At 67.9% G+C, this 22,362-nt stretch carries 18 protein-coding genes and 2 pseudogenes; 14 read left to right on the forward strand and 6 right to left on the reverse strand.

Features of this window, described 5'->3' with window-relative positions; genetic code table 11:
* Window positions 1-13: 13 nt before the first annotated feature.
* The 5 genes and pseudogenes from fdxB to nifE all read right to left on the reverse strand — a co-directional run bounded on the left by fdxB (window position 14) and on the right by nifE (window position 4,933).
* On the reverse strand, window positions 14-331 hold the full coding sequence (fdxB, locus tag IPN92_05045; GenBank protein MBK8637667.1) for a ferredoxin III, nif-specific: 318 nt from the start codon (window positions 329-331) through the stop codon (window positions 14-16).
* 26 nt (window positions 332-357) lie between these two features.
* Window positions 358-831, reverse strand: coding sequence for a NifX-associated nitrogen fixation protein (locus tag IPN92_05050; protein MBK8637668.1), 474 nt, complete (start codon window positions 829-831; stop codon window positions 358-360).
* Window positions 828-1,346, reverse strand: coding sequence for a SoxR reducing system RseC family protein (locus IPN92_05055; protein ID MBK8637669.1), 519 nt, complete (start codon window positions 1,344-1,346; stop codon window positions 828-830). The genes IPN92_05050 and IPN92_05055 overlap by 4 nt, the downstream gene beginning before the upstream one ends.
* Before the next feature lie 91 nt (window positions 1,347-1,437).
* The gene (locus IPN92_05060) at window positions 1,438-1,923 is read right to left on the reverse strand and encodes a nitrogen fixation protein NifX (GenBank protein MBK8637670.1); all 486 of its coding nucleotides are present in this window, start codon (window positions 1,921-1,923) and stop codon (window positions 1,438-1,440) included.
* Window positions 1,924-1,992: 69 nt separating this feature from the next.
* A pseudogene (gene nifE, locus IPN92_05065) lies at window positions 1,993-4,933 on the reverse strand (nitrogenase iron-molybdenum cofactor biosynthesis protein NifE).
* Window positions 4,934-5,357: 424 nt separating this feature from the next.
* On the opposite strand from nifE, the gene IPN92_05070 reads away from it, so the two are divergent.
* The 10 genes and pseudogenes from IPN92_05070 to IPN92_05115 all read left to right on the forward strand — a co-directional run bounded on the left by IPN92_05070 (window position 5,358) and on the right by IPN92_05115 (window position 17,955).
* Complete coding sequence (locus IPN92_05070; GenBank protein MBK8637671.1) at window positions 5,358-5,825, forward strand: hypothetical protein; 468 nt, start codon at window positions 5,358-5,360, stop codon at window positions 5,823-5,825.
* A gap of 271 nt (window positions 5,826-6,096) precedes the next feature.
* Window positions 6,097-6,279, forward strand: coding sequence for a hypothetical protein (locus tag IPN92_05075; GenBank protein MBK8637672.1), 183 nt, complete (start codon window positions 6,097-6,099; stop codon window positions 6,277-6,279).
* A gap of 63 nt (window positions 6,280-6,342) precedes the next feature.
* Window positions 6,343-6,948 (forward strand): annotated as a pseudogene (locus IPN92_05080) (hypothetical protein).
* 481 nt (window positions 6,949-7,429) lie between these two features.
* A complete protein-coding gene (locus IPN92_05085) occupies window positions 7,430-8,194 on the forward strand; it encodes a CPBP family intramembrane metalloprotease (GenBank protein MBK8637673.1) in 765 nt (254 codons plus the stop codon).
* 91 nt (window positions 8,195-8,285) lie between these two features.
* A complete protein-coding gene (locus tag IPN92_05090; GenBank protein MBK8637674.1) occupies window positions 8,286-8,612 on the forward strand; it encodes a hypothetical protein in 327 nt (108 codons plus the stop codon).
* A gap of 74 nt (window positions 8,613-8,686) precedes the next feature.
* Complete coding sequence (locus tag IPN92_05095) at window positions 8,687-10,663, forward strand: alpha/beta fold hydrolase (GenBank protein MBK8637675.1); 1,977 nt, start codon at window positions 8,687-8,689, stop codon at window positions 10,661-10,663.
* Between the two features lie 60 nt (window positions 10,664-10,723).
* Window positions 10,724-12,211: a peptidase S10 gene (locus tag IPN92_05100; GenBank protein MBK8637676.1), complete on the forward strand. Its 1,488-nt coding sequence runs from the start codon at window positions 10,724-10,726 to the stop codon at window positions 12,209-12,211.
* Between the two features lie 216 nt (window positions 12,212-12,427).
* A complete protein-coding gene (locus IPN92_05105; protein MBK8637677.1) occupies window positions 12,428-13,561 on the forward strand; it encodes an alpha/beta fold hydrolase in 1,134 nt (377 codons plus the stop codon).
* Between the two features lie 280 nt (window positions 13,562-13,841).
* Entirely contained in the window at window positions 13,842-14,861 is a 1,020-nt protein-coding gene (locus tag IPN92_05110; protein MBK8637678.1) for an efflux RND transporter periplasmic adaptor subunit, read from the forward strand.
* Between the two features lies 1 nt (window position 14,862).
* Entirely contained in the window at window positions 14,863-17,955 is a 3,093-nt protein-coding gene (locus IPN92_05115; protein MBK8637679.1) for an efflux RND transporter permease subunit, read from the forward strand.
* A gap of 66 nt (window positions 17,956-18,021) precedes the next feature.
* Here the strand turns inward: IPN92_05115 and IPN92_05120 are convergent, their stop codons facing one another.
* On the reverse strand, window positions 18,022-18,258 hold the full coding sequence (locus IPN92_05120) for a diguanylate cyclase (GenBank protein ID MBK8637680.1): 237 nt from the start codon (window positions 18,256-18,258) through the stop codon (window positions 18,022-18,024).
* Window positions 18,259-18,360: 102 nt separating this feature from the next.
* Between IPN92_05120 and IPN92_05125 the strand changes: the two genes are divergently transcribed.
* From IPN92_05125 to IPN92_05140, 4 genes are all read left to right on the forward strand, one after another.
* A complete protein-coding gene (locus tag IPN92_05125; protein MBK8637681.1) occupies window positions 18,361-18,522 on the forward strand; it encodes a hypothetical protein in 162 nt (53 codons plus the stop codon).
* A complete protein-coding gene (locus tag IPN92_05130; protein ID MBK8637682.1) occupies window positions 18,519-20,654 on the forward strand; it encodes an FAD-dependent oxidoreductase in 2,136 nt (711 codons plus the stop codon). Before IPN92_05125 ends, IPN92_05130 begins: the two co-directional genes overlap by 4 nt.
* A gap of 56 nt (window positions 20,655-20,710) precedes the next feature.
* Window positions 20,711-21,409 (forward strand): TIGR04282 family arsenosugar biosynthesis glycosyltransferase, encoded by a 699-nt coding sequence (locus IPN92_05135; GenBank protein MBK8637683.1) that lies wholly within the window; start codon window positions 20,711-20,713, stop codon window positions 21,407-21,409.
* A gap of 371 nt (window positions 21,410-21,780) precedes the next feature.
* Entirely contained in the window at window positions 21,781-22,347 is a 567-nt protein-coding gene (locus IPN92_05140) for a sigma-70 family RNA polymerase sigma factor (GenBank protein ID MBK8637684.1), read from the forward strand.
* Window positions 22,348-22,362: the final 15 nt, after the last annotated feature.

Raw genomic sequence — 22,362 nt, forward strand, 5'->3', positions numbered from 1 at the left:
TCCACCCGCCGGGCTAGGCCGCCAGGGGCAGGGGCTCGTGGCTCAGGCATTTCTTGGGACAGACCCGGGCGCAGGCCTGGCAGCCAATGCAGTCCAGCAGGTCCTTGAGATTCATGACCATGCCGGGGGCCTCCTCGAAATCGTCATCGCTGTCATCGTCCATCGCCATGTCCTCCAGATCCAGGTCGTCGCGATCGACCAGCTCGAAGACATCGCGTGGGCAGACCTTATAGCAGCGCCCGCAGCCGATGCAGCGGACCTGGTCCAGGTCGGTAACGAAGGCCGGGGTCCAGAAGGCCCCGCCCCGTGTAATGCCCGTAACCGTGCTCATGTCGCATACCTCGCTTGGCAATGCCCTTACAGCCCCGCGACCCGCGGGTAAAGGCCAATGATCTCCAGGGCCACCGACAGGATCTTGTCGGCCTCGTCCTTCATCTTGGAGAGGGACGGGAAGCCAAAGCGGTGGACATCGCGCAGGGTGCGATCCATGACCACCAGCTTGCCGACGGTGATGATGGCGCGGCCAAAGCCCTCGTGGCTGAGATTGACCAGGGGCACCGCCATGAGCCCGCACTCCTGTTCGATGAGGGCCGCGATGGCGTTGAAGAAGGCCTTGACCCGGGCGATGACGATTTCATCCGGGTCCCCCACCAGGGGGATGGCGCGCTTTTTTTCCGGGGTCAGGATGAAGGGTTCCAAAATCTCGGCCGCCGACCAGCTGTCGCAGGTGCCATAACTGTCGAGGGCGCGCATCTGGCGCACCATCTCCTTGGCGAAAAGCGTGGAGAGGACCGGGTCCTCGGTCCCGGCTTCGGCAAGTGTCGTATTCATCTGGGTACCTCTGGGTTGGGTTGTCTCGTGGTGGGGGTTGCCGCGCGGGGCGCGGTACTGGAAGCGCAGTGGATGGGAAGGGTCCCGGGCTCGCGGCGCAGCAGGAGAGGGCGGTAGCGCTGGCGCCCCTGAGCGCCACCGGTCAGATGACCCGTGAGCCAGATGCCGACGCCGAGCCCCGCGATGCCCGTCAGGGCCACCTCGATCTCCGCCAGTTGCCACCCTTCGGCCAGTACCGCGCCCAGGACCAGGGTCAGCAGCGGCAGGAAGTAGGCGATCAAGGCGGCGCGCACCAGGAGGCTGTCCGGGATGCCGATCACCACCCGCTCGCCGATCGCGACCCCGAGGCGATCCTCCAGGGCCAGTCGATTGGCGCCTGGGGCAAAGAGCCGGCTCAGGAGGGCGCCGCCACAGCCCGCGCTCTGATGGCAGGCGCCACAGGCGTTACGGCGGCTCGTCTCGACCCAGGCAATACCGGGCTCATGGGCGACCACGACCGCGGTTTCCTCGATCATGAGCCTTCCCCCACCCAGCCTGGGGAGGTGGCCCGCGGCGCGGCGTGGCGCCCTCCTGTCCGAGGTGCCGTCGCGGCAGGGGAGGCCAGCTTCATTCGCGCCACCCCTCGGCCACCATGGCGTCGAAGCGGCTCGTATCCCGGCCCCGCTGGGCGCCGACGGCCCGCGCCAGCCAGGCGCTGGGTCCGGACCGCAACTCCCGCCGCAGCCCGGTCACGATCTCCGCTATCGGGGTTCCGGGCGAGACCTTCAGGGGCTGGACGCCCGCGACCCGCAATTGGTTGACGGCGGAGGTCCCGATCGCCTCGCAGTAAACCGCGGCACAGCCCTCCAGGGCGGCGATCTTGACGGACAACTTGTCCTCGTTGCCGTCCTGATGGAGTGGCCCGAATTGCACCACCTCCACCAGGCTGGAGCGATGGCTGTCAATGGCATGGATGACGAAGGCCACCGCCGCCCCGAAGTGCTGGTCCACCCGCTGCCTGTCCGAGCTGGCAAAGGCCACCCGGATCGCCGTCTCGATCTCCATTGCATCGCCTCCCAGGGTCATGAGCTTAAGTCGTCGTGTCAGTCGCATCTCCCTCTCCCGATACCCTGGGCCGGCGCTCGCCACGGCCCGGTGTGAGGCCCTGGCCTGGCCACGGCTTCAGGCGGCATGGTCCTGGCCAGGGCCCGGCGCCTCGCCCCGTGGCGACAGGCGGGAGCGATAGGGATGGACCTCCCCACGCTCCAGCTTGAGCAACTGGTTGGCCAGATCGAACAGGGTGGCCCGCGTACCTTGATAGCCGATCCAGGTGCGTTGGTAGCCGCCCAGCCGATCGTATTGGGGGAAACCGGCACGGATCAGGGGCACGCCCAGCCGCTCCGCGGTCGGGGCCGCGTGGGCGTTGCCGATCACCAGCTCGGCGGACCCGGCGCGGGCGGCCTGTTCCAGGTCCTCCAGGTCACCGATCCTCACCCGCGCGCACCGCGCCGCCGCCAGGGAGGGGGCATTGATGGGGGCTACCGCCGCCACCGTCTCGGCCCCAACGCCGGCGAGGAGTTGGCTGAAGCCGACTAGGAGGTCCGGTTCGGCGGCGATGGCAAAGCGGGACTGGCCCAGCAGGAAATGGCAATCCAGCATGGCGTCCTGGAGTTGGGCGCGTTGCCGCTCCAGGGACGAGGGGACCGGTCGCGCGGCGATGTTCGCCAGGATCGTCACCAGGGCATCGACCGCCTCCAGCCCCATGAGATGCGGGAGACGATAGTCAGGGACCCCGGTGCGAGCCTGGAGCAGATCCGCCGCTGGGTTCATGGAGCCCCCGATCACCAGGGTCTCCACCGCGTCCTTGAGGGTTGCCAGCGCCCCGACCGAGGCGCCACCCAGGGTCAGGGGGCTGAAGTCCTCCTCGGGCAGGTGACCATCCAGGGAATCCGACAGATCGGGCAGGACCACCGGCTGGAGGCCGAAGGCCTCGATCAGCCCCTTGAGGTGTTCCAGATCGCCGGGGGTGAGGTGTGAACCCGCCAGTACGTTGACTTGCAGCGGCTGCTCGACCCTCTCCCCCCCGCGAGGTCGGGGGAGAGGGTTGGCCGGCTTGGGTCCCGATGGCCTCCTGGGTGGGCACCAGCCAATCGATGATGGCCTGGGTGGCCAGGGCGTAGCCGGATTCCAGGGAGCCCGTGAAGTCCGGGGTGGCGACCGGGACCACGGCGATCCGCGCGTACTGGGGATACTGGGACCGGAAGTTCTTGACCGCCATACGGATATCGCAGCCCTGGGTCTCCACCAGGCCGGTGGTGGGCACCCCAATGAGATCGGGGGCATTCTTTTCGCAGATGACGCGCAGCCCCTCCACCAGATGGTCCTCCGACCCCATGATGGCGCTGACCTGTTCGATGGCGGTGGTCTGCAAGGGGATAGGTTCGCGAAAGTGGCGGACGAAGAAGACCTTGCCGAAGGCGGTACAACCCTGGGAGCCGTGGAGCATGGGAATGGCGCGGCGGAACCCCAGAAAGGCCAGGGCCGCGCCTAGGGTGGCGCTGGCCTTGAGAGGACTGACCGACAGGGCCTTGGCGCGCTTGAGGATCTCGGGTTGAGCCGGCGTTATGGGCTTAGGAAGATGCTCATCCACCGGGGAGAAGCCCCGATGGGCCTCAGCGGCGGCGGGCGTGGCGTGGGCCCCAGCCACGGGCACCCTCGCGGGCCCGGCGTTGGCCGGGGCATCCGGGGGGCGATACCAGGGCGCCGGCTGACGCGCCGCTGACCATACCGGGCTCTCTATGGTGAGACAGAGTTGCCGGGCCAACTCCAGCATGCCGCCATAACCCGCGTAGGCGAAGTCGCGTTCCTGATTGATATCCAGGAAGGGGATGCGCGCCTTCAAGGCCGTGTACAGGTTGCGCCCGCCGGCGATGAGGACATCCACCCCCTGGTCACGGACGATATTGATGAGTCCCCGGGGGTTGCCATCATCGATCATGACGGCGTCCTTGCCCATCAGGGCGCGGATACGGGCCTTGTCATCCTCCGTGGACTTACGGGTGCCGGTGGCGACCACCACCATGCCGAGGTCTTGCAAGGCCGAGACGATGGACCAGGATTTGACGCCACCCGTGTAGAGCAAGACCTTGCGGCCCTGGAGCCGGGCCCGCCAGGGTGCGAGTTGGCGGTGGATGGCCAGCTCCTCCCGCGCGATGACGGCCTCGGTGCGGGCGGTCAGGTCCGGGTCGCCGATGATGCGGGCGAAGTCCCGCAAGGCCTGGGAGACATCGGCCACCCCATAGAAGCTGCCCTCGAACCAAGGCGTGCCGTAGCGCTCCTGGAGCAGGCGGGCGACATTGATCATGGCCTTGGAGCAGACCATCATATTGACCGCCGAACGGTGCAGGGTCTGCACCTCCCGGAAGCGGGCGTCGCCCGAGAGGTTGCCCAGAACCCGCAGGCCCAACTCATCGAGAAGCGGCAGGAGGTGCCAGAACTCGCCGGCGATGTTGTATTCACCGATCAGGGCCACGTCGTGGACCTTGAAACCCGCCCGCTCGCTGCCCGCGGGCAGGGGGTCGGGCTCCCGGGTCCCGCAGACATATTTCACCATCGCCTCCCCGGCGATGCGATTGCCCAGGTTCTTGGTGCCGTAGAAGCCCGCCGCGTCCACGGGCACCACCGGCGTCCCCCAGCGGCTGGCGGCCTCCTTGCACACCGCCTCTATGTCGTCGCCGATCAGGGCCGGGATACAGGTGTTGTAAACAAAGACCGCCGCCGGCCGATAGGTGTCGATGGCCTGCTTGATGGCGTGGAAGAGGCGCTTCTCGCCCCGGCCCATGATCACGTCCTGCTCGGTCAGGTCCGTGGTCATGCCGATCCTGTAGAGGGCGGGACCCGAGGACCGGGTGCCCCGGTTGTCCCAGGAACTACCCGCGCAGGCGATGGAGCCATGGACGATGTGGGCCACGTCGGCGATGGGCAGGAGGGCGATCTGGGCCCCGTCGAAGGCACAGCCGCCCGCCGTCGCCCCCGGCTTGGTCTTGGCGCAGCCCGACTTGGCCTTGCTGTTGTGGGCGCAGGCCGGCTCGTCGAGCAGGGCGGCGATCTGTTGCTGTTTCATGGGGACCCTCAATTAGGTTTGTACTAACCTAAGCAGGGGGCGTGCCAATTTATATCTGATTGATATTTAGAACTTATAGTTTATGAGCGGGAATTGGCTGTCGCATTCACGACAAGCGGGAGCGCGGACCCTGGTGAGCCACCGGGGTGGTCGGACCCCCGCAGGTATCAATCTTGAGTCCCCCGGTGGCGCCCCGGCAAATCTGGCCGCATCGGCCGCTTGTAGGCTCATCTCATGAGCGGGGCCCTCACCCCAGCTTGGCATCACGGCCCCCTGCAGTCTGATCCGCACTCGGCCAAGGCCGAGTCTTGCTTAATCCTGCCTGACTGGATATCGTGCCCCGCACTCCCACCGCCGCGCGGTTGGGTTGCCTATCCCCAAGTAGCCAATCCGCTTGTCCAACCCCCCTCTTCAGGAGTTCATCATGAGTAGAAAGGCATTACCCCTCATTGCCGCCGCCGTGTCCTTGCTGGTCGCGACCTCCGCGCCGGCGATCAACGCCAACTACGCCAAGCAGCTCGAACGCTCCGGCTGCACCCAGGCCAGCGAGTTGCAAGGCTGCGACATCAACAAGACCAAAAAAGAAAACGCCAAGGCCGGGTTTGGGACGGGTGCTCCGGCCGCGACCGGCGCCGCCGCGAGCAAGACGCCCTATGCCGGTAACTGGGTGGCCAAGGCGAAGGGTGGCGCGACGGTAGCCACCATCCGCATCGACGCCAAGGAGCAAGTCTGGGTCAACGGCAAGCGGGTCAAGGCCAAGCGCAGCGACGGCGCCCTGGTATTCAAGCAAGGCTTCATCACCTACACCATCCAGGGCGATCGCCGGCTGCAGGGCGAGGACTATTGGAGCGATGCCGATGCCAAGACCAAGGGGCCGATCCACGCGAAATGAAGGTCGGTATCCTGGCGCCACCGGTCACGCTTGTCCATAGATTACGCCCCCTTGGTTAGTACCCATCCTGCCTATCAACGCCCGTGGAGACTATCAACGATGCCCCGGATCAAACCCATCCATACCCAGGTCGCCGCCCTGCTGGCCCTAGTCCTCGCCACCCCCCGCCGCCCTGGCCTATGGCGAGCATGACGCCATCCGCGACTGCGAGAGCAAGCTGCGCAGCGAATACCAATTAACCGACCTGCGCGATGCCCAGGCCAAGCAGCTCATGGACTCGGAACATCGCTACCAGGTCCATGGCTTCGCCATGGTGGCTGGGGATAAATACGGCGAGGACATCAGGACCCACTGGCTCTTTCGCATCCTCGCGCCAACCGGATGGCCATCGCTGCAATGGGGTGCTGGCACCCAATGCACCGTTGCGCCTGGCCGCTATGAAGAGCGCAACTGACAGGATTTTCCTCCCGTCTCCGCATTCGAGACACAACTTTTCCCCAACTGGAGTACACCGACCATGTATCCGACCAAGACCTCCCCCGCCCGGATCATTGGGCTGCTGACCCTGACCCTGGCGCTACCCGGGATTGCCCTGGCCTACGGCAACGATGATGCCATCCGCGACTGCGAAAGCCACATCCGCAGCGAATACGGCGTGAGCGACCTGCGCGACGCCCAGTCCGAGAGGCTCAACGACTCGGAGCATCACTACAAGGTCCATGGCCTGGCCAAGGTTGACGGTGAGAAGCACCCCTGGACTTGCGAGATCAAGAACCGTCATGTGACCAGCGCCGAGTACTCGGGTCCCAAGCCCAAGGGCATGGGCACGGCGGAGAAGCTGGCCATCGGCGCGGCCGCCGTGATCGCCGCCGGGATCGCCATCAACGAGGCGAGCAAGGAGGGCGGCGAGGGCCACTCCCACTCTGACGCCCCTGGGGCCGCGGGCCTTCAGGATCTGGTGGGCGCCCGGGCCAGTGGCGGTGAGGCTGAGCTTGAGAGTCGCGGCTATCGCAGTGCCCTGAGCTTCAAGGACGGCCACAACTCCTTCGTCAATTGGCGCAAGGGGTCCCACTGCGTGAGCGTGCGCACGGCCAACGGGCACTTCGATTCTATCGTCGATGTCGGCACGGAGGATTGCGGGGACGCTAGCCACCAGGGTGGGAGCCACCATGGGGGCGCGGGTGCCGCGGGCCTTCAGGACCTGGTGGGAGGCCGGGCGAGCACTGGCGAATCCGAGTTCGAGAAGCGCGGCTACGACTTCATCTCCACCAGCAAAGGCGGCGACAGCGCCTATACCACCTGGCGCAAGGGCTCGCATTGCGTCACGGCGCGCACCGTGGACGGACATTACAAGTCCATCGTGGACGTGACCATGGCCGACTGCGAGTAGGGTCTGGTCACCAACCGCTCGGCGACCAGGGTCCCGTCCGGGCGGATCTCTTTCCGATCGCCGGCCCCGGCCCGCCTTTTTCGGGTCGGGGTCTTTCCCCCCTCTCTCGGGTTGCACGTTCTGATCCGTCTCTTGCACTTGGCACGGAGTCCATGCCGATGAAGACGTTCGATCCCCGCGGCGAGACCCCGGCTTATAGCTACGGGAATCAGTGATGACGAACCGACGCATCGTGCATGCGCTGGGCGCCTTCGTCATCTGGACCGCCATCACCGTGATCGGCGGGCGTCTGCGCGCCGGTGGCGAGACGGAGCTCGTGGAAGCGGTGACCCAGGGGGTCAACTGGGTCTATCCGCTCGCCGCGGCCTTGCTGCTGGCCGTCGTCGCCTGGCAGCGTTGGGATGACGTGGGGCTCAAGACCGCGCCCGTGGCCGGCAGTCTGCGCCTGCTCTGGCTGCCCGCCCTTTATATCGCGGTGTTCCTGATGTTGGGGGTTCTCCTGGGACTGCCCCCAATCGCTGTCATCTTCTTCGTCCTTGTCAATACCTTTTTCGTCGGACTGTCGGAGGAGTTGATGTTTCGCGGCATCCTGCTCCAGGCGTTCCGCCACCTCATGGCCATCTGGCCGGCCATCCTGGTCACCTCGCTCCTGTTTGGCGGTATCCACAGTCTGAATGTTTTCACCACCGGTCACCTGCTGACCTCCGTGAACCAAACGGGCGCGGCCCTGCTGAGCGGACTCTTATTCATCGCCATCCGGTTGCGCACCGGGTCCCTGTGGCCCGCCATCATCGTTCATGGCCTGTGGGATTTCGGCGTCTTTACCATGGGCGCCGCAGGTGGAACGCCGGCGGGGCCAGCGACGGCTCCAACCAGCTTCCAAACCTTCGCACCCCTGCTGCTGGTCCTGCCCACCGCCCTCTATGCCCTCTGGCTGCTGCGGCATGTGAGCTGCACCCATGCGCGGCCCGAGGACTGAGTCAAGGGCGTCTGACTCGCCTATTCGGGTCATTACCTGGCCCGATTTTTATGCCCCACTGGGGGCATCATCAAGACCGGGGATTCAAAACATGATTAAGCCGCTTTCAATCTCGCTTCTGCTCGCATCGGTCGCCCTCGCCGGCTGTGTGGAGACCACCGCTACAAAGACCGTGGAGACCCCAGTCGTGACCGGCGGCGACCTCTCCGGCGTGCCGGCCCGTGCCTGTCGAGCAGCAATTGCTAAGAAGATGAACCGCTCGGCGAGCGATGTGGCGGTGTTCGATGTCGCCGAGTCCCAGGCCGGGATCACCGTCCAGGCGACCGTGGCGGGCGCCGAGGCGCCCTGGCGCTGCAACACGGATCGCTCCGGGCGGGTCAGCAACGTCATGTATACCGACAGCGAAGGCAAGCTGTAGTAGCCCGCCACCCGGGCCTGTTGCCCGGGCGCGCGTGCAACCAGCGCAGACCCCGTACCCTCCCAGGAGCCACGATGACCCCCGACCAGATCCTTGCCTTTGTACTGGCGCTGACCTCGCCCCAGCCCGCCGCGCCACTCGTCCCGGTCCTCGCCGCCGGGGGGGCGGACCCGCGCTATCCGGTGGTCGCGGCACCCTGCCCGCGCCCCCTGGCACCTTATGAAATCGAGGCCCAGACCGTCGCCTGCGGCAAGGTCAAGGTGCCGGAGGACCATGCCAAGCCCGAGGGCCGGCGCATCGACTTGACCTTCATGGTCTTTAAGGCGCGCTCCCTGGCGCCGGCCCCGGACCCGGTGGTGTATCTGCACGGCGGCCCGGGGTCGGGCATCGTCGGCAAGCCCCTGCTGATCTCCGGCTTCCTCAACGAACTGCGGGCGCGGCGGGACATCGTTGCCTTCGACCAGCGCGGGGTCAGCACCTCAGCGGGGCCGGACTCGCGCTGCTATGCCACGGTGGCGGCGGACCCCGAGACGGCCCTGAAGGCGGCCCAGGGCCAGGGCGACCTGCCGGCCATCGGCCGCAAGGCGATCCGCGCCTGCCTGGACGAGATCAAGGCCAACGGGGCCGACATCGGCACCATCAACACCCTGCAAAACGCCTATGACGTGCGGGCCCTGATGCGGGCCATCGGCCGCCCCAACTACAACATCTTCGGTACCTCCTACGGCACCAAGCTGGGTCAGGAGGTGATGCGCTCGGCCCCCGAGGGGCTGCGCGCCCTGATCCTCGACAGCGTCTGGCCGGTCCAGGTCCCCATGTACGACCTGATGGGCCTGCCGATGGCCGAGGGCATCCAGTCGCTCTTCGACCTGTGCACCACCGACGCCCAGTGCGCCGCGGCCTACCCGGACCTGCGCAACCGCTTTTGGGCCCTGTCGGCCAAGCTGGACGCCGCGCCCCTGACCACGCCCCAGGGGCCGGTCACGGGCCGGGACCTATACATGCTCCTGGTCCGGCGCAATGGCTTCGCGCCAGGCAATCAGGGCACCACCGGCTACCTGCCGAAGATGATCGCCGAGCTGGAACAGGGCGATGCGCGCACCTACTCGGACATCTCCGCCCACCGCCTGGGACTGCCCGAGTCGCCGGAGACGGCCCTGGCCAAGCTCGCGGGGCTGGACGCCGATACCCAGGCCTTCGCCGAGACCGCCCTGCGCCTGGCCCAGATGGGCAAGCTGAACGACGAGGCCGTCAAGGCCGTGCTGGTCCGGCTGGAGGCAGATCGAACCGCGGCCGTCGCCGGGACCGCGCTGGTGGATGCCTTCGAGGTGGCCCTGTTGGTCGCGGCACGGGCCCTGCCGGATCACCCCAAGCGCATGGCCTTCGCGGCGGACTACCTGCGGTTGCGGGCCGGCGCCGCCTCCGGCGAGGCCCTGGTGGCCATGCTGGGGCGCCACTTCGCGGGCGAGACCCTGGCGGGGCTCAAGTCCCTGGCCGGCGGCATGGATGCGGGGCAGATCGCCCAGGTCTTCGCTCGGGTCGGCGGCGACAACAGCGCCCTGGACGAGGTCCTGGTCGGGCAGTTCCAGCTCCAGATGTTCGCCTGTCAGGAGGACATGGAGATCAACGGCCCCGCGACTATCCCCGCCGCCAGCGCCCAATTGCGGGCCAAGTTCGGCTGGCCCGAGAAGCTGACCGCCGAGATCGAAGACGGCATGATCTCGGGCGTCTATGGGCCCTGCGAGGAATTCGAGCGGCACCCCAGGCCCGGCATGAATGACCCGGTCACCGCGGCCATCCCGACCCTGGTCCTGCAAGGGGCCCTCGATACCCAGACCGCGCCGAGCTGGGGGGCGCTGATGGTCTCCACTCTGCCCAAGGGCCAGCTTGCCTTCTTGCCCGAGTCCGGCCACGGCACCTTCATCTTCTCCCAGTGCTCCCGCGACATCGCCGCGGCCTTTGTGGAGAACCCCGAGGCATTGGTTGACACCGCCTGCACCCAGGCCCTGATCCCGGTCTTCCTGCTGCCGGATGGCAACTGGTCGAAATAGCAGTGAACCTGGGGTCGCTGACACGCAAGTTCCTATGACACATGAGCGGAGGTTGAAGAGATGACATTGTTGATCGGACGGCGGTGGCTTCTGGTCCTTGCCCTGGTGCTTGGCGTAGGGTTCGCGGTTCCCCCGGGCGCGATGGCGCAGGCGTTGCCGGACTATGACGCCAAAGCGGGGATGCTCAACATCGGCAAGGACCCGGAGCGTCCGGATGCGGAGATCTTTCACGTGGCCTACACCCTCAAAGATGCCGATCCGGCCACCCGACCGGTGACCTTCGTCTTCAACGGCGGCCCCGGCGGGGCCAGCATCTTTCTTCACATCTCGGCCATTGGACCCAAGACCATCGCCACGGCCGGGGACGGCAGCTTTCCCCCGGTGCCCGCACGCTTACAGGAGAACCCCGACAGTTGGATCGGCTTCACCGACTTGGTCTTCATCGACCCGGTCGGCACCGGATACAGCCGGATGCTGCCCGGACCCGATGGCGCTCTGCGTGACCCCAAGCCCTATTACAACGTCGAGGGCGACCTGCACGCCATTGCCGGTTTCATCCGCCAATGGCTGACGGTCAACAACCGCTGGGCCTCGCCCAAGGCGATCGCCGGGGAGAGCTACGGGGGCATGCGGGTCGCGGCGCTGTCCAAGCTCCTGGCCGAGCAATATGCGATCAACCTGAACCGGGCGATCCTGATCTCCCCGGCGCTCAACGTCGAGCTCACCACGGCCCCCTATTCCATTCTGTATCCGATGTCGCTGCTCCCGAGCCAGGCCGCCATTGCCGCCTTCCATGGGCGCAACGCGCTCGGGACCGACCCCGCGGCCCTACGGGCGGTGGAGGACTATGCCCTGAACGGCTTCCTGACCGGGCTCGTGTCGCTCGGTCGGGCGAGTGCCGAGGAGCAGGCCGCCTTCTACGCCAAGGTCGGGGGTCTTCTCGGGCTCGACCCGGTGCTCATCGCACGTCATCGCGGTCGGATCTCCGAGGTCCTCTTCGTGGGAAGCCTGCTCGCGGACAAGGGGCTGGTGCTCGACCGCTACGACGGCACCCAGGCGAGCGACAATCCCCGGCCTGAGGAAGCGGGTCTCGGCGTTCTCGACCGCTCGCTCACCGTCCTTGGCGGCGTGCTCCTGGCGCCCTTCATGGACTATGTCCGCAACGACCTAGGTTATGTCAGCAACCGGCCTTACATCCCGCTCAATCTCGAGGTGAACGGGGCCTGGGACAGCAAATCGACGCTGGGCGGTCCTGACGACCTCGGGGTGGCGCTTGCGCAGAACCCCGATCTGAAGGCGCTCGTGGTCCATGGATACCACGACCTGGTCACGAACTATTTCTTGTCGCGCTACGTCCTGGAGCAAACGACCCGCGCCAAGGGCGCCCGCGAACGGCTGTACTTCGGGACCTATCCAGGGGGCCACATGTTCTATCTGCGCACCAAGAGCCGGGCCGAATTCACCAACGATGTCCGCGGCTTCTTTGCAGCGCAGCCCAGCGGTTCCCGGGCCGCCTCGGGGACAGGAGAGGCGTCCGCGCGCCCCTGATCCCCCGCCCGGGCCTGTCGCCCAGACGCCCGCGACACCAGCCTAGACCCCTACCCACCCAAGAGCCCCGATGACCCCCCCGACCAGATCCTCGCCTTCGTCCTCGCCCTGACCTCGCCCGAGCCCGCCGCACCGGCCTTCCCGGTCATTGCCGCAGGCGGGGCGGACGGCCGCTTCCCGGTCAAGGTCGCGCCCTGCCCGCGCCCCCTGGCCCCCTTGGAGATCGAGGGCCATACCGTCGCCTGCGGCGCCGTCTCGGTCCCCGAGGACCATGCCAAGCCAGATGGTCGTCGCATCCCGCTGACGTTCATGGTCTTCAAGTCCCGCTCCCTGGTGCCGGCCCCGGACGCCGTGGTGCACCTGCACGGCGGGCCCGGTTGCGGCATCGTCGAAAACGTCGCCCTGACCTCGACCTATTTCGAGGGCCTAAGGGCGCGGCGCGACGTGGTGGCCTTCGACCAGCGCGGGGTGGACACCTCCTCCGGGCGTGAGACCCGCTGCTTCGCCACCCTGGCCGATCACGCCGGGGAACTGGCCGCGGCGGCCAAGGCCGGGGGCAAGGGCGCGCCACTGCCCCCGGAGGTCACCCGGGCCTGCCTCGACGAACTGGCGGCGTCCGGTGCCGACATCTCCAAGATCAACACCGAGCAGAACGCCCGGGATGTCCAGGCGGTGATGCGCGCCCTGGGCTACCCGGTCTACAACGCCTACGGGCTCTCCTACGGCACCAAGCTGGGGCTGGAGGTGATGCGCACCGCACCCGAAGGGCTGCGCTCGGTGGTGCTGGACTCGGTGGCGCCCCCCCATGTGCCGACCTACGACACCATTGCGCTGCCCTCCGCCGAGTCCTTCGAGGCCATCTTCGACCAGTGCGCCGCCGCCTACCCGAACCTTAAGGCGCGCTTCTGGGCCCTGTTCTCCAAGCTCGCCAAGGCGCCGGTCGAAGGCATCGCCGGCAAGGTGGACGGGGAGGCCCTGGTGAGCCTGGCGGACCGGCGCAACGACTACAAGAATCAGGCCCAGGGCCTGAAGGGCTACATGCCTAAGTTGGTAGCCGAGCTGGAACAGGGGGTGACGACCACCTACGACGCCGTGATGCAGGGCAAGCTGCCCCCGCGCCAGACCCCGGAGACGGTCCTTGCCGGGCTCAAGGGGCTCGATGCCGACTCCCTGGCCTTCGCCCAGACGGCGCTCCGCCTCGTCCAACAGGGTCAGATCCAAGCGGAGGCGGTCAAGACGGTGCTGGAGCGCCTGGAGACCGACCGGGCCGCCGCGGCCGCCGGTGCCGGGCTTACGGAGCAGTTCGAGTCGGCGCTGGCGGTGGCCGCCCAGGCCCTGCCCACCCAGTAGGCGCGGCTCACCTGCGCCTCGGACTACCTGCACCTGCGAACTGGGGCGCCCTCGGGCAATGAGGCTTGCCACCCGCCTCCCAGCGCTGCTACCTTACGCCCGACGCCAGCCCCCTCTGCGGTTGGATTTCCTATCCCTCACCCCCCGAAATTGGCGTTGACCCTCGGCCATCGCCGTCCGCACCGTGGTCCTCCGCGCCATCTTCGCCGCGTGGGGCCGGCATGCGGTCGTCCCTTGCCCTGCTTGAAATGTGCGGTCTCTGGGTTTGGAAGGTATCACCATGTCTCGTCTTTTCTTACTGATCGCCGGTTTGCTCCTCGGCCCCGCCGCCCTCGCCCAAGGCGATGGGCCTGTGGAGGTTGGTGTGCGCCCCCTGCGGGAGGTCGCCCTGCCGGACCGGGGCAAGGCGCCGGCCAGCGTGGTCGCCCCCAACGACAGCCAGATCTCCGCCGAGGTCACGGCCAAGGTGGTGCGCGTTCAGACGGAGGTCGGCGGGACCGTCGCGGCGGGGCAACTGCTGCTGGAACTCGACCCCGCCGATTACCAGCTTGCGCTGGCCCAGGCGGAGGCGCAGGTCACGGCGGCGCAAGCCCGGGTGGCCCTGGCCGGGCAGCGGCGCCGCCAGGCCCTGACCCTGAGCGAGAAGCAGTTCACCTCCGACGATACCTTGATGGAGCTGAAGACCGGGGTCCAGGCCGCCGAGGCCGACCTCGACCTCGCCGAGGCCCAGCGGGCGGTGGCGAAGCGTAACGTGGACAAGTGCCGCGTTCTGGCCCCCTTCGCCGGGGCCGTGCTGGAGCGGCAGGCCCAGGTCGGTGCCATGGCCACTCCGGGTACGCCCTTGCTGCGGCTGGTGGATCTGGCGCCGCCCGAGATCGAGGCCCAAGTGCAGGCGGCCCAGGCCGACGAGGTGCCGGACGCGACGGAGATCTTCTTCGAGACCCAGGGTCGGGACTATCCAGCCCATCTGCTACGGCTGTCGCCGGTGGTGGATGCCGCCGCCCGTACCCGGGTCGCCCGGCTAGCCTTCGCCGGCCCCGCCGCCCCCGCCGGGAGCACGGGCACCTTGCGCTGGGTGACGCCCGGGGTCTTGCTGCCACCGGAGCTGCTGGTCAAGCGCGACCAGGGGCTGGGGGCCTTCGTGGTGGCTGACGGGCGCGCCCGGTTCGTAGCGACCCCCACCGCCCAGGAGGGGCGACCCTTTGCCGTGGCCCTGCCGCCGGAGACCCAGGTGGTGGTGCGCGGCCAGCAAGGCCTGAGCGACGGCCAGGCGGTGACTGCCACCGCCGAGACGCGCTGACATGCGCCTGGTCCGCGCCCTGATCACCAATCACCCCCTGGCCAACATCGCCTTCGTCGTGGTGATCCTGATGGGCCTGCTCGCCTACGGCCAGATGCCCCGCGAGCAGGATCCGGAGATCAACTTCAACTGGGTTAACGTCTCCACCACCTTGCCCGGGGCCTCCGCCGAGGATGTGGAGCGGCGTGTCACCAATCCCCTGGAGGACTCGATCCGCAACGTCCAGGACGTGAAGTTCGTCGTCAGTTCCTCCCGCGAGGGCGTCTCCAACATCCTGGTGCGCTTCCGCGACATCCCGGTGCGGGTGTTCGACAAGCGGGTCAACGACCTGCGCCGCGAGATCCAGAACAAGGCCAATGCGGAACTGCCGGCGGAGACCCTGGACCCGGTGATCCAGGAGATCACCACCTCCAACGGCTTTCCCACCGCCATGGTCGTCCTGACCGGCCAGGCCGACGACGAACCCCTGCGCGCCGCGGCCAGGGGGGTGAAGGAGGACCTGGAGCAGATTCCCGGGGTCGATCAGGTCCTGGCCCTCGGTTTCCAGGACCCCGAGCTGCTGGTGGAATTCAGCCCGCCGGCGCTGGCGGCGCGGGGCCTGACGGCGGCGGACCTGGCCCGGGGCCTGGGGCTCTGGTTTCGCGACACCTTCGCCGGCAAGGTGGAGACCCACGGGGGTGAGTGGCTGGTGCGGGTGAGCGGGGCGACTCCGGACCCGGAGTTGCTGGCCGAGTTCCACCTGCAACCCCCAGGCGCCGCCGGGGCCCGGGTCCCGCTGGACGCCGTGGCCAAGGTGCGGCGCGGGCGAGATGACCCGCGGCAGCTCGCCAGCCTCGGGGGCCAGCCAGGGGTCATGCTCTCGGTGAACAAGATCGGTTACACCAATACTCTGGAGCTGGTCGGTCGGGTACGCGACTACCTCGAGCGAAAAAACGCGGTCCTGGCCGGTAGCGGCCTCAAACTGGTCCTCGCCGACGACCAGACCGTGGCGACCCGCGAGGCCCTGGGGATCATGCAGAGCAACGCTATCGTCGGGCTGCTGCTGGTGCTGGTGACCTGCTGGCTCTTTCTCGGCTCGCGCATCTCCGCCCTGGTCGCCATGGGGGTGGTCTTCTCCGTGATGGGCTCCTTCGTCCTGCTGGACGCGGTCGGTTTCACCCTGAACGTCTCGGTGCTCCTGGGCATTGTCATCGTGCTGGGCATGTTGGTGGACGATGCCGTGGTCCTGGTGGAGGCCATGTACTTCCGCATGGAGCGCGGCATGCAGGCTCTGGATGCCGCCCTGGAGTCGATCCGTGAGGTCGGCCTGCCGGTGCTGGCCGCGGTCGCCACCACCATCGCGGCCTTCCTGCCGTTGATGCTGTTGCCGGGGATCGTCGGCAAGTTCATGTTCGTGATCCCCTTCGTGGTGACGGTGGGGCTCACGGTGAGCCTGCTCGAGGCATTCTGGATGCTGCCGGCCCACGTCGTGGCCCTGGGCGGACGCGCCATCAGCCGCTCGCGCACCCAGGCCCTGCGCGAGAAGTGGACCCATTTGCTACGGGTCCGCTACACGCGGCTGCTCATCCATGTGATGCGCCACCCGAGCGCCTACCTGGGGCTCGCGCTTGCGCTTTTCCTGGGTGCGGCGGCGGCCGTGGGGGCCGGGCTGGTGAAGTTCGAGTTCTTTGCCGCGGACCCGATCCGGCTCTACTACGTCAACGTGGACATGCCCCCGGACGCGCCTATCGAAGAGACCCTGCGCCAGACCCTGGCGGTCGAGGCGCGGGTGCGTGCCCAGTTGCGGGAGGGGGAGGCTCGTTCGGTGACCGCCCTGGCGGGCATCAAGTTCACCGAAATGGAGCCGCTCTACGGCGACCAGTATGGCCAGATCACCGTGTCCCTCAACCCCGCCACCCCGGAGGTACGGGCCCTGGATGACATCATCGAGGGGATGCGCGAGTCCGTCACACAGACGCCGGGCCGGGCGCGGATCTCCTTCCTCAAGATCTCCGGCGGGCCGCCGACCGCCAAGCCCATCAGCGTCAAGGTGCGGGCGGACGACCGCACCGAACTGCGCGCCGCCGCCGATGTGGTCAAGGCGATCGTCGCCCAGATCCCCGGCGCCCGCGATATCGTGGATAACGACACGCCGGGCCGCAATGAGCTGAGCCTGCGGGTGGATGTGAACGCGGCCCGCAACGCCGGGCTCGACCCCGGCCTGGTCGCCCGGCTGGTGCGGCTGCACATCGACGGCGAGGTGGTGGCTGATCTGCGCGACCGGGGCGAGAAGGTCGAGCTGCGGGTGCGCGCCGAGCCGCGCACGGTGGCGCGCATCCGCGAGGTCCTCGACGACCCCGTCGCCCTGCCCGGCGGCGGCAACACGACCCTGGGCGCCCTGCTGGTGGCCGAGGAGCGCGAAAGCCTCGGCCTGATCCGGCACTGGAACCTGCGCCGGGCCATCACCGTAGATGCCGACCTGGACCAGGACAAAACCGATACCCTGGCCGCGAACGCGACGCTGCGGGCGGAGTGGGAGAAGATCCGGGCGCGCTACCCCGGGACCGACCTGGATTTCTCCGGCGAGCTCGACGACATCAACGAATCCCTGGACGCCATGGGCCCGCTGTTCCTTCTGGGCCTGGGCCTGATCTACCTGATCCTGGCCGCGCAGTTCCGCAGCTACTTCCAGCCGCTGCTGATCCTGGTGACGGTGCCCCTGGCCTTCACCGGGGTCACCCTGGGCCTGCTGGTGTCGGGCAATCCCCTGTCGCTCTACACCCTCTACGGGGTGATCGCCCTGACCGGCATCGCGGTGAATGCCGCCATCGTCCTCATCGACGCCGCCAACACCCGCCGCGCCGCCGGCTTGTCCACCCTGCATGCCACCCTCTACGCCGCCCGTCGGCGGGTGATCGCCATCCTCATGACCACGGGCACCACCATCGCCGGGCTCTTCTCGCTGGCCTTCGGGCTGGCGGGCAAGTCGCTCCTGTGGGGTCCGGTGGCCGCCAGCATCGTCTGGGGGCTGGCCTTTTCCACCCTGCTGACCCTCTTCGTGGTGCCGGTCCTGTACCGCCTCTTCATGCGCTGGGGGGCGGCGGTCGGGCGCTGACGCCGGCCCCCAGGGCCTCGAGGACGAAGACCAACACCTTCGTTGGGCACCCCCCGGTGTTTTAGCTCAGCCGGGCCCGGTTCCGGGTCGCGCCGCCAGGTAGGTTGCCGACCCGTTGCGCCCGGCCCGTTTTGCCGCGTACATGGCCTCATCGGCGCGGCTGATCACCTGCGCCACGCTCTCATCCTGGGTTGGTTGGCCCACCTCGGCGATGCCGATGCTGAGCGTGACCGCGATGTCCCCGGCAAGCGCGGGTATCCGTACAGCGGTTATGGCGGCGTGGATCCGCTCCGCGACCGGCAAAAGATGGACTAAGATTGACGAGCCCGGCTTGGTAGGTTGCCGCCGCGCTGGGTATGCCTCACCCTCTGTTACGAGCACAAACACAGATAAGGATCCCTCGCCATGCCTGACACCTTCCCCCTGGTGCGCGACAGTGCCTTTCCGCGGCGGCACCACCGCGGGCCGACCACCCGCCTGGTCAATCTGGGCTACCGCTGCAACCAAACTGGCGTCCCTTGCCACCTCAACGCCGGCCCCCAGCGGACCGAGGGGCTTACCACATGAAAAAGCTTGGCCTGCTGCTCATCATCGCCTTGATCGTCGTGTTTTTCGCCTTCGATCTGGATCGCTTGCTGACCCTGGATGCCCTCAAGTCCGGCCAGGCGACCTTTGCCACCTGGTATGACGCCTCGCCCTGGCGGGTGGCGGGAGCCTACCTCCTGCTCTATGTGGCCGTGACCGCCCTGTCCCTGCCCGGCGCGGTGGTGATGACCCTGGCGGGTGGCGCCCTGTTCGGGTTGTGGGTCGGCACCCTCCTGGTGTCCTTCGCCTCCAGCATCGGCGCTACCCTGGCCTTCCTGGTCTCGCGCTGGCTGCTGCGCGACTGGGTGCAGGGGCGCTACGGCGAACGCCTGGCGGCGGTCAACGCCGGCATGGCCAAGGACGGCGCCTTCTATCTCTTCACCCTGCGCCTGGTGCCGGTGTTTCCCTTCTTCGTCATCAACCTGCTGATGGGGTTGACGCCGATCAAGACCCGCACCTTCTACTGGGTGAGCCAGATCGGCATGCTGGCGGGGACCCTGGTGTACGTGAACGCCGGTACCCAGCTCGCCCGGCTCGACAGCCTCTCGGGCATCCTGTCGCCGGGGCTGGTGGCCTCTTTCGCCCTGCTCGGCGTGTTCCCTTGGCTGGCCAAACGGTTGGTCACCCTGGTCCAGGCGCGCAAGCTCTATGCCGCCTGGCCCAAGCCCCGGCGCTTCGACCGCAACCTGGTGGTGATCGGCGCCGGTGCCGGCGGCCTGGTCACCGCCTACATCGCCGCCGCTGTCAAGGCCCGGGTCACCCTGGTCGAACAGTATCGCATGGGCGGTGATTGTCTCAACACCGGCTGCGTACCCTCCAAGGCGCTGATCCGCACGGCGACCCTGCTGGCCCAACTGCGGCGGTCGCAAGACTTCGGCATCCGCGCGGCGCCGGCGGAGGTCGACTTCCAGCAGGTGATGGAGCGGGTCCAGCGGGTGGTGCGGACGGTGGCGCCCCACGACTCGGCGGAGCGCTACCGGGGGCTGGGCGTGGATGTGGTCGCAGGTCGGGCGCGCATCGTCTCGCCCTGGGCGGTGGAGATCAGAGGCGAGGACGGTGCGGTCCAACGCCTCGCGACCCGCGGCATCGTGATCGCCACGGGTGCGCGGCCCTTCGTGCCGCCCATTCCCGGGATCGAGGAGGTCGGCTATCTCACCTCCGATAACCTCTGGGACTTGCCCATGCTGCCCCGGCGGCTGGTGGTACTGGGCGGCGGTCCCATCGGTGCCGAGCTGGCTCAGGCCTTCGCCCGGCTGGGGTCACAGGTCACCCAGGTCGAGATGCTGCCGCGCCTGCTGGTGCGCGAAGACCCCGAGGTCTCGGACCTGATCGCCGCACGTTTCCGCGACGAGGGGATCGCGGTGCTGGTGGATCATCGGGCGAAGCGGTTCCTGGTCGAGGACGGCGAGAAGATCCTGGTCACCGAGCACGCCGGAGCGGACCAGCGCATCCCCTTCGACGCGGTGCTGGTGGCGGTCGGGCGGGTGGCGAATCTGACGGGTTACGGACTGGAGGAATTGGGCATCCCCACGGGCCGCACCATCGAGACCAATGCCTATCTCCAGACCCGCTATCCCAACATCTACGCCGTCGGCGACGTGGCCGGACCTTATCAATTCACCCACACCGCCGCCCACCAGGCCTGGTACGCCGCGGTCAACGCCCTCTTCAGTGGCTTCAAGCGCTTCAAGGCTGACTACCGCGTTATCCCCTGGGTCACCTTTACCAGCCCCGAGGTCGCGCGGGTGGGTCTCTCCGAGGAGGAGGCCAAGGCCCAGGGTATCGCCTATGAAGTGACTCGCTACGGGCTGGATGACCTCGACCGCGCTATCGCCGACAGTGACGCCCAGGGTTTCGTCAAGGTCCTCACTCCCCCCGGGAAAGACCGCATCCTGGGGGTGACCATCGTCGGCGCGCACGCCGGCGAGCTGTTGGCGGAGTTCACCCTGGCCATGAAGTACGGACTGGGGCTCAACAAGATCCTCGGCACCATCCACCCCTATCCCACCTGGAGCGAAGCCGCCAAATACGCCGCCGGCGAATGGAAGCGCGCCCATGCCCCACAAACCCTGCTGGCCGCCCTGGCCCGCTTTCATACCTGGAGAAGAGGATGAAACGTCTGGTGCTCATGGGTCCTTTTTGATGATGACGGACGTCTGAACGGCACGCCATGAGTCCCGGCATCGTCATCCCCACGCGCATCCTGGTCTTCGCCAAGGCGCCGGTCAGTGGCCGGGTCAAGACGCGACTGATCCCCGCCCTGGGCGCGCTGGGTGCGGCACGGCTGGCCCGGCGCCTGCTGGACCACACCCTGGCCCAGGCCCTGGCCGCCGGCAGCGGGGCGGTGGAGCTCTGCGCCAGCCCGGACTTCAGCGCCCCGGACTGGGCTGCTTACCCACTGCCGCCCGGCGTGGCGACCAGCGCCCAGGGTGATGGCGACCTGGGCGCGCGCCTGGCCCGCGCCGCCCGGCGACACCTGGCGCAGGGCGCCCGCGTGCTGCTGATCGGCACCGATTGCCCGGCCCTGTCGGCGGTGCGTCTCCAGGCTGCGGCGGCGGCCCTGGCCGACCACGACGCGGCGCTCTACCCGGCGCTGGACGGTGGCTACACGCTCCTGGGCCTGCGGGCCGACCACCCCAGCCTGTTCGCGGATATCCCCTGGAGCACCTCCCGAGTCGCGGCCGTGACCCGGGCGCGGATGCAGGCCCTGGGCTGGCGCGTCTGGGTCGGGGCAGCGCTGGCGGATATCGACACGCCGCCGGACCTGCTCCAGCTCCCGGAGCGGCTCCGGCAGACCCTCGACCAACCGTCGAACGGATCGACCGGCGTTGCGTCCGCCGCCATCCCCAATAGACCTGTCTCTCACTGACCACCGCCCCCCGGAGAACACCCTGCCTGACCACGTCAAAGACTATTGCGGCCACCCGTTCCTGGGCGCTGCTCGTAAGGATTGCCCGCGCCGCGCGACTAACGATGACGGATCAGGGTTGCGGGTGAAGGGACCGGCGGCGCTACCCAGCGGACCACCGATACGCAGCGCCCTATAAGGGCCTCTCGCGAGTTCCGGCGACCGGGCGGAGGGGTCGCTGTAACCGCCACGACGGGCCGCGGCGATGGGCTCGTTGCCCCTGGATGACCTGATCCATCGGCGACGGCTTGGCGCCGCGGGCGCCATGGGTGCGGACCCAGTCATGCGATAATGCCATTTTTGATCACCGTCCTCGAGGTGCGCCCGTGGCCATTGCCGAACAGCTTCAGGAATTCTGCGGGGAGCGGCGCCGCGACCTTGTGCGCTTTGCGACCCTGCAGTTGCGCGACGAGGCCTTGGCGGAGGATGTCGTGCAGGAAACGCTGATCGCCGCCCTGCAGGGCACCGACAAGTTCAGCGGCCGCTCCAGCGTCAAGACCTGGGTGTACTCGATCCTGAAGCATAAGATCGTCGACACCCTGCGCAGCCGCCGCCGCGAGGTACCGCTCTCCGGCATGAGTAACACCGACGACGAGGACCAGGGTTTCGAGAGCCTGTTCGACCGGCGCGGCTTCTGGGCCACCGAGCACAAGCCGCACCGCTGGGCGGACCCCGAGGATTCCCTGGAGCAGCAGCAATTCTGGCAGGTTTTCGAGCTTTGTCTTGACCGTCTCCCGGCGCGCACCGCCCGCGTCTTCATGATGCGGGAGCTGTTAGGCCTGGAGACCGCCGAGATCTGTCAGGAACTCACCATCGCCATGGCCAACTGTTGGGTCATCCTGCACCGCGCCCGGATGGGCTTGCGGCTCTGCCTTGAGGAAACCTGGTTCACCCGCTGAGCCGACGGAGGGCAC

The organism is Chromatiaceae bacterium, assembly GCA_016714645.1.
Lineage (GTDB): Bacteria > Pseudomonadota > Gammaproteobacteria > Chromatiales > Chromatiaceae > M0108.